At 54.4% G+C, this 11,827-nt stretch carries 11 protein-coding genes and 1 riboswitch; all 11 genes read right to left on the minus strand.

The features are described from left to right. Positions 1-79 precede the first annotated feature (79 nt). The 11 genes from clpB to trpC all read right to left on the minus strand — a co-directional run bounded on the left by clpB (position 80) and on the right by trpC (position 11,827). The gene (clpB, locus tag ACI4OH_RS04180; protein ID WP_432647050.1) at positions 80-2,680 is read right to left on the minus strand and encodes an ATP-dependent chaperone ClpB; all 2,601 of its coding nucleotides are present in this window, start codon (positions 2,678-2,680) and stop codon (positions 80-82) included. Positions 2,681-2,862: 182 nt separating this feature from the next. Beyond that, positions 2,863-3,429 (minus strand): UbiX family flavin prenyltransferase, encoded by a 567-nt coding sequence (locus tag ACI4OH_RS04185; protein ID WP_432647049.1) that lies wholly within the window; start codon positions 3,427-3,429, stop codon positions 2,863-2,865. 93 nt (positions 3,430-3,522) lie between these two features. Further along, positions 3,523-4,227, minus strand: coding sequence for a thiamine phosphate synthase (locus ACI4OH_RS04190; RefSeq protein ID WP_435721278.1), 705 nt, complete (start codon positions 4,225-4,227; stop codon positions 3,523-3,525). Next, a complete protein-coding gene (locus ACI4OH_RS04195) occupies positions 4,224-4,547 on the minus strand; it encodes an MTH1187 family thiamine-binding protein (protein ID WP_432647047.1) in 324 nt (107 codons plus the stop codon). Before ACI4OH_RS04195 ends, ACI4OH_RS04190 begins: the two co-directional genes overlap by 4 nt. A 37-nt stretch (positions 4,548-4,584) precedes the next feature. Next, entirely contained in the window at positions 4,585-5,451 is an 867-nt protein-coding gene (thiM, locus tag ACI4OH_RS04200) for a hydroxyethylthiazole kinase (RefSeq protein ID WP_439784232.1), read from the minus strand. Positions 5,452-5,526: 75 nt separating this feature from the next. Continuing rightward, a riboswitch (TPP riboswitch) is annotated at positions 5,527-5,623 on the minus strand. A 12-nt stretch (positions 5,624-5,635) separates the two neighbouring features. Beyond that, positions 5,636-6,754, minus strand: a complete 1,119-nt coding sequence (locus tag ACI4OH_RS04205; RefSeq protein ID WP_435721276.1) for a hypothetical protein — start codon at positions 6,752-6,754, stop codon at positions 5,636-5,638. 154 nt (positions 6,755-6,908) lie between these two features. Next, positions 6,909-7,478 (minus strand): anthranilate synthase component II, encoded by a 570-nt coding sequence (locus tag ACI4OH_RS04210; protein ID WP_439784233.1) that lies wholly within the window; start codon positions 7,476-7,478, stop codon positions 6,909-6,911. After that, positions 7,459-8,958, minus strand: a complete 1,500-nt coding sequence (gene trpE, locus ACI4OH_RS04215; protein ID WP_432647043.1) for an anthranilate synthase component I — start codon at positions 8,956-8,958, stop codon at positions 7,459-7,461. Before trpE ends, ACI4OH_RS04210 begins: the two co-directional genes overlap by 20 nt. Positions 8,959-8,993: 35 nt before the next feature. Further along, positions 8,994-9,797: a tryptophan synthase subunit alpha gene (gene trpA / locus ACI4OH_RS04220; protein ID WP_432647042.1), complete on the minus strand. Its 804-nt coding sequence runs from the start codon at positions 9,795-9,797 to the stop codon at positions 8,994-8,996. Continuing rightward, the gene (gene trpB / locus ACI4OH_RS04225; protein WP_295715072.1) at positions 9,797-10,984 is read right to left on the minus strand and encodes a tryptophan synthase subunit beta; all 1,188 of its coding nucleotides are present in this window, start codon (positions 10,982-10,984) and stop codon (positions 9,797-9,799) included. The genes trpA and trpB overlap by 1 nt, the downstream gene beginning before the upstream one ends. Positions 10,985-11,020: 36 nt before the next feature. Beyond that, positions 11,021-11,827 carry an indole-3-glycerol phosphate synthase TrpC gene (gene trpC, locus ACI4OH_RS04230; protein ID WP_432647041.1) on the minus strand — a complete coding sequence of 269 codons (807 nt, stop codon included), beginning with the start codon at positions 11,825-11,827 and terminating at the stop codon, positions 11,021-11,023.

Below are 11,827 nucleotides of genomic sequence, written 5' to 3' on the forward strand. Positions count from 1 at the left end.
AGCCTTGCGGTTCCCGGGGATTTTTCTGTCTGAGGGGGTCAGGCAGTAAAAGCAATGTCTAAATTATGATTGGGGAAAATTATTCTTCGTCGTCTTTTTTAACCCTCGGCATGGTCGTGAAGGTAAACTCGCTGCCGTTATAGCCGATTTCGACAACATCGCCTTCGCGTACATCGCCGCGGATAATTTCCTTCGAAAGCGAGGTCTCAACCGTGTGCGTAAGCAAGCGGCGCAGCGGTCTTGCGCCGAAGTTCGGGTCAAAGCCCTTGTCAGCAAGTGCCGTAAGGGCTTCATCCGTCCATTTCAGCGAAATCTTGATCTGTTTCTCAAGGCGGTCGCTGAGGCTCTTGAGCATGATGGCCGCAATATTCTTGACCTGTTCCTTCTTCAGAGCCTTGAAGACGATGATGTCATCAACACGGTTCAGGAATTCCGGACGGAAGTAATCCTTGAGGATTTCCTTGACCGCGCCTTTGGCCTCTTCGTAGCTCTTGTTAAGGATTTCATGCGAGCCGAGGTTCGACGTCATGATGATGACCGTGTTCTTGAAGTTGACCACACGGCCCTTGCCATCGGTCAGGCGGCCATCGTCGAGAATCTGCAGGAGGACGTTGAAGACGTCGCGGTGGGCCTTCTCGATTTCATCGAGCAGGATGACGCTGTACGGACGGCGGCGTACAGCTTCCGTGAGCTGACCGCCTTCATCGTAGCCGACATAGCCCGGAGGCGCACCGATGAGACGCGAGACGCTGTGTTTCTCCATGTACTCCGACATATCAATGCGGATCATGCTGCGTTCATCATCAAAGAGAGCTTCTGCGAGGGTCTTGGCGAGCTCGGTCTTGCCGACGCCCGTCGGGCCGAGGAAGATGAACGAACCAATCGGACGGTTCGGGTCCTTGATGCCGGCACGGGCACGCAGGATAGCTTCGCTGACAGCCTTGACGGCTTCGTCCTGTCCGACGACACGCGCATGCAGCACATCTTCAAGGTGCAACAGTTTCTCGCGTTCGCCCGTCAGCATCTTGGTGACCGGAATGCCCGTCCAGCGGCTGACGACCTGTGCGATATCCTCTTCGCCGACTTCCTCTTTCAAGAGGCGGCTGTCCTTGGATTTCGCCGCGATGATGGCTTCCTCTTCCTTGAGTTTCTTCTGCAGCTCCGGCAGTTTGCCGTATTTGAGTTCGGACATGCGGTTGAGGTCATACGCGCGTTCGGCCGCTTCCATCTCGCTGTTCACGCCGTCAATCTCTTTCTTGATGGCACGGACGCGCAGGATGGCGTTCTTTTCCGTCTCCCACTGTGTCTTGAGCTCATTCTCCTCTTTCTGGAGTTTCTCTTTTTCCTTCGTGATCTTCTTGAGCTTCTCCTGCGAAGCTTCATCCGTTTCCTTCTTCAGTGCCTGCTCTTCAATCTCGAGCTGCATGATTTTGCGGCGGATTTCATCGAGCGGCTGCGGCATCGATTCAATCTCGGTGCGCAGCTTTGCGGCGGCCTCATCGACGAGGTCGATGGCCTTATCCGGCAGGAAGCGGTCGGAAATGTAGCGGTCCGAAAGGGTAGCAGCTGCCACGAGTGCGGCATCGCGGATGCGCACGCCATGATGAACTTCATAGCGCTCCTTCAGGCCGCGCAGGATGGAAATCGTATCCTCGACACTCGGCTCACCGACCATGACCGGCTGGAAGCGGCGTTCAAGGGCTGTATCCTTCTCGATGTATTTGCGGTACTCATTGAGCGTCGTGGCACCAATGCAGCGCAGCTCGCCGCGGGCCAGCATCGGTTTCAGGAGGTTGCCGGCATCCATGGCACCTTCCGTAGCACCGGCACCGACGACCGTATGCAGTTCATCGATGAACAGCAGAATCTGGCCATCGGATTTCGCAATCTCGTTGAGGACGCTCTTCAAGCGTTCCTCGAATTCGCCGCGGTATTTCGCGCCGGCAATCAGGGAACCCATGTCAAGAGAGAACAACGTCTTATTTTTCAGGGATTCCGGCACATCGCCAGCCACGATGCGGCGGGCAAGGCCTTCGACAATGGCCGTCTTGCCGACACCAGGTTCGCCGATGAGCACCGGATTGTTCTTCGTACGGCGGGAAAGAATCTCAATCGTACGGCGGATTTCCTCATCACGGCCAATGACCGGGTCGAGTTTGCCGGCACGTGCAGCTGCCGTCAAATCGCGGCCAAATTTCTCAAGGGATTTATAACCTTCTTCCGGATTATCCGTTGTGACATTCTGCTTGCGGTTCTTGCGAATGGATGCCTGAATGGCCGACTTCGTCAGATGGAACTGACGGCAGATGTCCTGCACTTCAGAGCTGCCATCCGTGACAAGGGCCAAAAGCAGATGCTCTGTCGAAACATAATCATCTTTCATGGATTTGGCGTATTCCTCGGCACGGCCGAGTACGCGGACCATATCCATCCCCATGCCGAGACGGTCCGTGCCTTTGACGCTCGGGATTTTCGCGAGTTCCTGTTCAAGTCTTGCCTTGAGCATCGGCATATCCGTCTGGCATTCTTCAAAAATCGTGGCGAGCAGCCCCTCAGGTTCCTTGGCCAAGGCTAAAAGCACATGGGCCGACGTGATTTCCTGATGGTATTTCATTGCTGCGATCTGCTGAGCGGATTGCAGGGCCGCCAGCGTCTTCGCTGTATATTTTTCTTGTCCCATAATCTTATCCTCCATAATCGCTCTTAATTTCGTTGTGTATTCTGAAACTTTTCCGTTTCTATTTCCTATTATAACCATTAAAGTCAAAAAGTCAAATACTTTTTCTGACTTTTTGACTTTATTTTAAAAAATTTTTTCTGGCCGCCTCCTCAAACAAGAAAAAGGCCCGAATCTCCTAAGACTCAGGCCTCATCCCCCTGCCAGGGGACAAAATCACGATAACGGATATGGAATTGTAGCAGAATCTTGCCGATGATATGCTGAATCTGCTTCTCAACGGTGTCCGCACCATTGTAAAAAGTCAAGACGGGCGGCACAACGACGCAGCCGTAATCGGCTGCTTCCTTGATATTGCGCAGATGGATGCGGCTCATTGGCATCTCGCGCGGCACGATGACGACTTTCCGGCCTTCCTTGAGGCAGACATCCGCCGCCCTCAGCAAAAGATCGTCCGTGTAACCGCTGACAATACCGGCCACCGTCTTCATGCTGCAGGGAATGATGATCATGCCGTCCGTCTCATAAGAGCCGCTCGAGATTGACGCTGCCAGATTCGCGTTGTCGTGCACAACATCGGCAAGTGCCCTGATTTCCTCGAGACTGACGTCCGTTTCATAAGGAAAAGTCACGGCCGCCCCCTTCGTGATGACAAGATGTGTCTCCACTTCGGGCAGCTCATGCAGCGCCTTTAAAAGCGCATACCCCATGATGACGCCGCTCGCCCCTGTTATGCCGACAATCAGACGCATAAACGCGCCTCCCTTCTTCTATCGCTTCGTATCTTCCTGTATCTGCCTCTATTTTACCATAGATACACGGAAGAAAGAAGGGGCAAAAACGTCTCAGGCCCGAGGCGACTTCTGCCAGACGGAGACAAGCTCTTTTGCCGCGGCTGCGGGGTCCTTTGCACCTGTCACGGCGCTGACGACGAAAAAGCCATCCACACCGGTTTTCTTGAGCTCCGGCAGGTCTTTGGCTTTGACACCGCCGCCGACGACGACCGGCACAGGGCTGATTTCATGCAGTTTTGTGAGTTCTTCGAAGCTGCGCGTGATGATATGGCCGTCAAGGTCGCGGCCGCAGTCTTTCTTTGTCGGCGTCTCATGCAAGGGGCCTGCGCCAAAATAGTCAATGTCTTTCGTATCGGCATGACGGACATAATCGAGAAGTTCATGCGTGCGCGCTGAAAGTCCGACAACAGAGTCCGGGCCAAGCAGTTTGCGGCAGACTGAAACAGGGATGTCACTCTGGCCGACGTGAATGCCGTCAACCTTGATGCCTGCGTCGCGTGCGGCGAGCACGACGTCAAGGCGGTCATCGACGAGGAGGACCACTTCCTTCTCCCTGCCCAAGTCCTTCAAGACCGCGGCAGCTTCGCCGCAAAGAGCGATAAGCTCCCGGGCCGAAGCTACTTTTGAACGGATCTGCAGGCAGGTAAAGCCATTTTCCACCGCCGCCCGTATGACATCCTTGACAGGACGTCCCAGTGTATTCTCAGGCCCCACGACAAAATAGGCCGAGATATCGAGTTTTTCACGCATATTCATTTTGCTTCATCCTCTTTATTTTCTTCTTTAATTTTCTTTTCCAGACGCTCGAGCTTGCCATGCATCATGTCGGTATAGCCCGGCCGGATATCGGCCTTGAGCACGACTTCCGTGCGGATGCCCTTATCCGCGAGGACCATCGTCGCGCGTTTGACGACGTCCATGACCTCGTCCCATTCGCCCTCGATTTCCGTAAACATCGAATTCGTGCGGTTCGAAAGTCCCGACTCGCGGATGACGCGCACGACTTCGCCGACATAAGCAGACATTTCTTCGCCTGTGCCGCAGGGCGCAATGGCCACGGCAATCAATGTATTCATGAAGATCCTTCTTTCCTATTATAATAGTCTTCCCGTCTCAAACCATATGAAACGGATTTCCCGCAATCTCCTCGGGTTTCGCCTGATAAAGCGCATCGAGGAAGTATTTTTCAAAAGTGCCTGGGCCGGCTGCCTGCTCTTCTGCCCTGCGGCCTGCGAGATTATATGCCTGCACAGCTGTCAGCGCCGCGATGAACGGCGATGCTTCGGCTGCATAAACAGCGGCAACACCGCCTAAGGAGCAGCCCGCTCCCGTGATTTTCGTGAAGAACTCCGAGCCGCCTTCACTCATGACAGTCGTCTGCCCGTCCGTCACAAGGTCCTGCTCACCGGAAACCGCCACTGCCCCATGAATGAACGATGCCAGTGCTTCCGCCGCCGGCCGCGCCGATTTGACGCTGTCCGTCGCATCGACGCCGCGCACGCCGGCTTTCTGCAGGTTCTCTACGAGGCCCCAAAGATTTGCGAGAGCGATGATTTCCGAGGCATTGCCGCGCACAATGGCAGGCGGCAGGGCGCGGAAACACTGCAAAAGGCCCTCTCTGAGGCTGCCGATGCCAATGCCCACAGGGTCGAGAACCCACGGCTTCTTATGCGCGCGCAGAGCTCTTGCCGTGCGCGGCAGTGTTTCGGCATAAAATGGCATCAACGTGCCCATATTGATGTAAAACGCAGAGCCAGCTGCTGCCATGCCCTCCCCTTCATCCGGCAGATAGACCATGGCGGCCGAACCTCCGGCCGCGAGCTGGGCATTGGCTACGAGATTGATGGTCACCGTGTTCGTGACAGACGGCACGAGCGGACAGTCTTCCTTGGTACGCTGTACGGTCTCCCTGATTTTTCCCCGAATCGATTCCATTGTCTCTTTCATTTTCTTTTCGTCTATTTCTTCTCTCTGCTTCAATCCAAACGCCTCCTGAAAACAATCTTTATATTTTTCATCATCATGACAAAAAGCCCGCCTGTTGGCGGGCCTTCTTAAGCATCTCAATTTGCTCCCTACGCTGGTATTAACACAACAGGTTCTAAGGGTCAGGCTTTTGCCTTCTCAACACAAGGTTCCCCCGCAAAGTATTTTATTTTTCGCATCAGCCCGCCAGCGGCAGTTCAGTTGCCTTGGCATTGGCCAGAATCTCGGCTGGAACTTGCACATCCTCCAGGGCATTGAAGTCCCTGCCCTGCAGATGCAGGTCAACCGTGCTCTCACGGATTTCCTTCAGCATCTTATCGCGTTCCGAACGCGGCATATCGCGCCGTTTGACGATGATAGAAGCAGCCTTGCGGATGGGCTCGGTCAGATTGGCATGAACATCGGTCAGCAGGTTCTTTTCGGTATCAATCGTGACCGTATAAGTGAAGTCCGGCAGACTGCGGCAGATTTCCTCCGTCGTCTTCTTCATATTCTCATCCTTGCTCATGGGCAGCAGCTGCTCCTGCAGCAGTTTGCCAAAGGCCTTGCCGTCGACCGTCACCAGATAAGTCTGGCAGCTGCCGTCTTTGACGCCAAACTGCACATCCTTAGCGAGGTCCATAAAGCCATTCGTAAAGGCTGCAGACCAGAAATCGTTGACCTTCTTATCATTTGCCTTGCGCGGCGTAATGGATTTTTCCCATTCGCCATGCCCGAGCTTGCAATAAAAAGCAGTGGCTTTCTCCGTCTCGCGGATATAATAGGAAATCTCACGCTCAAAAGCCGGCGCCCCCGGCAGGATAAAGGTGATATTCATGCTGCCCTTGGCGCGCGTATACGGCTCGGACACAAAGGTAATATGGCTGGCCATGTTGGCACTGCCCGCCGGAGCCGATGTGGCAAGGTCCATATCATAAGTCCCGTTCTTCACTTCCGACAGATGGTCAAAAGCATCGTCAAGAGAAGCTTTCGCCGCCGGCAAAACAGCAGCTGGCTTGCTGCCGGCCTTATCTTTCTCTTCTGTCTTTGTTTCTTTTTCTTCCTGTGCCTCTTTTCCTTCAGACGTCTTTACTTCTGCCGCCTCATCTGCTGCAGATGCTGCCGTATCCGGCTTACCTGCCTCTTTCACATCCGAAGCCGATACAGCGTTTTCGGGTGCTGCCGCTGTGATTTGGGTTTTCCCAGCTGTCACAGCCGGCGCAGCCCCTGCCGGCGTCATGCCGTAAGGCGCAATAAGAAATGCCATACTGCACAGAGCGGTCATAATTGCTTTTTTCTTCCCCATTGCGAATTGCATGATATCTCACTCCTCTATTCCCTGCAGCCCGCAGAACCATCTGCGGCACTGCTTTGATTTTGATACTGTATGATATTCTCTAAAAAAATAGAAAAATCCTTCCCGAAAGAAGGATTTCCTTTATTTCTTTATTTTTATGAACGGGAAGAATGTCTCAGGCTAAATGGTTCAGGAAATTCTGCATCATGATTTTGCCCGTTGGCGTCAGAATGGATTCTGGATGGAACTGGATGCCCTCGATATCCTTTTCCTTATGGCGCACGCCCATGATGGTGCCATTTTCCAGTTCACTCGTGACTTCGAGACAGTCCGGCAGGCTCGCGCGGTCAATGATCAGCGAATGATAGCGGCCGACTTCGATGCCCTGCGGCAGTCCCTCGTAAAGGCCTTTGCCGTTATGGCGAATGGGCGAAATTTTGCCGTGAATGATCTCGCCGGCCCGCACGACCTTGCCGCCGAATACCTCGCCGATGGCCTGATGCCCAAGACAGATGCCGAGAATCGGCACTTTGCCGCCAAGCTCACGGATGACATCTTCGCTGATGCCCGCATCCTTCGGCACGCCGGGGCCCGGTGAAATCACGATGCCCTCGTAGTTTTTGGCTGCAATCTCTGCGACGGTCGTCTTATCGTTGCGGATGACCTCGACTTCAGCACCGAGCTCTGCGAGCAGCTGGTAGACATTATAGGTGAAGGAATCGTAATTATCTAAAAGCAACAACATCGTTTTCGACCTCCTCCACAACTTCAAACAGGGCTTTCGACTTCTGCAGGATTTCCTGATATTCTTTCTCCGGCACGGAATCGGCGACAATGCCGGCACCGGACTGGATGACAGCAGTATCATCGTTCTCAATGCGCATCGTGCGCAGCGTAATGCACATATCCATATTGCCGCAGAAATCCATATAACCTACTGTGCCCGAATACGAATTGCGCTTGACGGGCTCGAGTTCATGGATGATTTCCATCGCACGCAGTTTGGGCGCGCCGCTGACGGTGCCGGCTGGGAATGTCGCACGGAGAACATCCATCGGCGTATAACCCTTCTTGAGCTTGCCGACGACCTCGGAAACCATGTGCATGACATGGCTGAAATACTCGACTTCGCGAAGCTTCGTCACGCGCACGCTGCCCGGCTCGCTGATGCGGCCGATATCATTGCGCGCGAGGTCGACGAGCATCGAATGCTCCGCACATTCCTTCGTATCGCCCTGCAGGTCTTTTTTGAGGGCTGCATCTTCGGCCGCATCTTTGCCGCGGCGCCGCGTGCCGGCAATCGGGTACGTGTAGACGCTGTCGCCTGCGACCTTGACGAGCATCTCCGGCGATGCACCGACGAGCTTAACAGGGCCGAAATTGAAATAAAACATGTACGGTGACGGATTGACCTGACGCAGCCGGCGGTAGAAGTGGAAGCACGGCTTCGTGATTTTTTCACGGAACTGGCGTGAGGGTACAACCTGAAAAATATCACCGGCAAAGATGTAATCCTTGGCTTTATGAATGGCATCAAGAAAATCCTGCGGTGCCCTGCCAAATTTCTTGAGAAAATCGATTTTCTCTCTCGGCTTCGTTTTCGGCGCTGCCTGCGGTGCGAGCGGCGCTGCGAGCTTTGCCTCAACTTCTTCTATCTTTTCACAGACCGCATCATAGGCTTCATCAGCATCGCGTCCCTTCGTATCGGCCAGACAAATGAGGCGCGCATTGTTGTGCAGGGCATCGTAGACCACAAATACACGGCAGATCATGAACTGCCCTAAAAGTTCTTCATCCCCAAGCTCCATGCCGCGCACACGGTCAAATGTTGCGACGATATCGTAATTGAGGTAGCCAACCATGCCGCCGTTTGCGAGTGGCAGCGAGGCATCCTCGACAGCGGGCTTGAAGCCCTGCATGTACTGCTTGATGGACTTGACCGGCTCGCCCATGATGCATTTCATCAGACCGTTCTCATTGATCATCAGCTTATCTTTGAAGACCTGCAGACGAGCAAAGGGCTCAGCACCAATGAAGGAAAAACGGCCAAACTGCTGATGTGTCGTATCGACCGATTCCAGAATAAAGCCCTTCTTTTCCCCGACTAATTTATAATAGACGGAAACCGGCGTATCGAGGTCCATATTGATTTCTTTTGCCACAGCGATGAGATTCGTCTCCGCGGCCAGCTTGCGGAAGTCTTCCCGCGACGGCTTGATTTCCATGATACTCTCCTTCTTCCTGTTATTTTTCAGCCGCATCAGGCATGCTTGCCATATTTTTCATCAAGAGCCGTGCGCATGGCGTGAATCAGCTGCATAGCATCGTCGAATTTGCCATCGAGCAGGCGTTTTACCACGGCACTGCCGACAATGACCGCATCGCTGTGAGCTGCCGCATCCACTGCAGCTTCCGGCGAACCAATGCCAAAACCAACAGCCAGCGGCGTATCCGTGAATTTGCGCGCTTTTTCGCAGACCCTGCCAATCGTGCTGTAATCGATTTTCTTGACGCCCGTGACGCCGTTGTTGGAAACACAGTAAATAAAGCCCGTCGCGCCCTTGCACGTCTCGGCCATGCGTGCTTCCGTCGTGCCCGGCGTGATGAATTCAGCCAGATGGAAATCGTGCGCCGCGCAGATTTTGCGCATGTCGCCGGATTCTTCATGCGGCACATCCGGCACAATGACGCCGTCCATGCCCGCTTCTTTGAAGTCCGTGACAAAACGCTCAAAGCCGTAATGATACATATTGTTGATATAGCCCATGCCAATCAGCGGAATATCGGAGAATTTACGGATTTCACGCACGATCTCGAGCTCTTTTTTGAGCGTCATGCCGTTTTTGAGGGCCACGACCGAAGCTGTCTGGATGACGGGGCCGTCGGCCATCGGGTCCGAGAACGGCAGGCCGAGCTCGATGACATCAGCACCGGCCTTTTCAGCTTCGCGGACGGCCTTTAAGGTCGTTTCGACGTCGGGCGCACCGGCCGTAATATAAATGAAGATTCCTTTTTTACCGGCTGCCTTGAGTTCAGCCATTTTTTTATCTAAACGCGTGCTCATCACTCAATATCCTCCCCAAGTACTTTTGCTACCATCTGTACGTCCTTATCACCGCGGCCCGAGAGCGTGACGACGACGGCTTCGTCCGGCTGCGTCTGCGGCATCAGCTTATCGAGATACGCCAGTGCATGCGAGCTCTCCATCGCTGGAATGATGCCCTCGACTTTCGAGAGTCTCTGGAACGCATCGAGGGCTTCCTGGTCCGTGACCGAAACGTATTTGACGATGCCCTTGTCTTTATAATAGGAATGTTCCGGTCCGACACCCGGATAGTCAAGGCCGGCCGAAATGGAATAGGCTTCGACGACCTGACCGTCGGGGTCCTGCAGCAGATAGCTGAATGCGCCGTGCAGGATGCCCGGCTCGCCGGCGCCCGACAAAGTCTTGGCATTGTCCGTCGGCGCTTCGCCGCGGCCGCCTGCCTCAACGCCGAATTTCTTCACGGACGGGTCATTGCGGAAATCGTAGAACGTGCCGATGGCGTTGCTGCCGCCGCCGACGCAGGCTAAGAGGTAATCCGGCAGTTTGCCGATTTTCGCGATGGCCTGTTCGCGGATTTCTTCCCCGATGACCTTCTGGAAGTCGCGGACAATCGTCGGATACGGGTGCGGGCCGACGGCCGAACCGATGATGTAATGCGTGTCCGTGATATTCGTCGCCCAGTAGCGGATGGCCTCACTCGTCGCGTCCTTCAAAGTGCCTGTACCCGAGGAAACCGGAATGACCTTGGCACCGAGGAGCTTCATGCGGAACACGTTGAGTTTCTGGCGCTCGACATCGAGAGCCCCCATGAACACATGGCATTCCATGCCGAAGAGTGCGGCAACCGTGGCCGAAGCGACGCCATGCTGGCCGGCGCCCGTCTCGGCGACGATGCGTTTCTTGCCCATGCGCTTAGCAAGCAGCGCCTGACCAAGAGCATTGTTGATTTTATGCGCGCCCGTGTGCAGCAGGTCCTCGCGCTTGAGGTAAATCTTCGCGCGGCCGTAGTATTTTGTGAGTTTATCGGCATAATAAAGATTGGTCGGACGGCCTGCATATTCGCGCAGGTACGTCTTGAATTCATTCTGGAAATCCGGGTCATCTTTATATTTCTTATAGGCTTCTTCCAATTCATTGAGTGCCGGCATGACGATTTCCGGTACGTACTGTCCGCCAAATTTACCAAATCTGCCCTTCGTGTTCATGTGATTTCTTCCTTTCTATCTAAAAACTTGCTTAATTCAGGCAATCTCTCCTGCATGTTCCTGCTGAGGCATGCCAGACTCAATCAGGAGACGCGTCTGGAGGCCAACATCCTCAGCCCTTACGAGCCCCTCGCCGACGAGGATGCCGTCGCAGCCGGCTTCGTGAAGCTTCCTCGCATCCTCTGCCGTGAAGATGCCGCTTTCACTGATGAGGGTGCGGTTCTTATCGGCATAAGGCAAAAGCTCTAATGTCTGTTCAATCGAGGTCGTGAACGAGACGAGATTGCGGTTGTTGATGCCGATGAACTCCGCCGGCGTCGCGAGGGCCGCTTCCATGTCGCGGCGGTCATGCACCTCAATGAGGGCATCCATGCCTAACGACCAGGCCGTGTAGAGGAATTTTTTGAGTGTCTCCGGCGTCAGGATTCTCGCAATCAGCAGCACGGCGTTGGCGCCTAAGAGTCTTGCCTCATAAATCTGATACTCATCGATGACGAAATCCTTGCGCAGAAGCGGCAGCTTGACCTCGCTGCGCACCTTGCGGAAATCCTCATTGCAGCCGAGGAAATGCGGGTCCGTATGCACGGACAGCATGCTCGCGCCGTTGTCCTCGTAGATATGGGCGAGCTCGACGACGGAATGATTGCGGCAAAGCCGGCCCTTGGCAGGACTTTGAAGCTTGCATTCCGCGATGAGGTTCCACGGCTGACGGCGGAACCGTGCTGACATCTCGAAATTCCCGCAGACGAGCCGGCGCTTGACTTCGTCGAGCGGCAGCTCTTTTTTGGCTTCGGCCACGATATCTTTTTTCTTTTCGACAATCTCTGCTAAAATATCCCGCAA

The organism is Mitsuokella apri (assembly GCF_051886055.1).
In the GTDB taxonomy this organism is placed as follows: domain Bacteria; phylum Bacillota; class Negativicutes; order Selenomonadales; family Selenomonadaceae; genus Mitsuokella.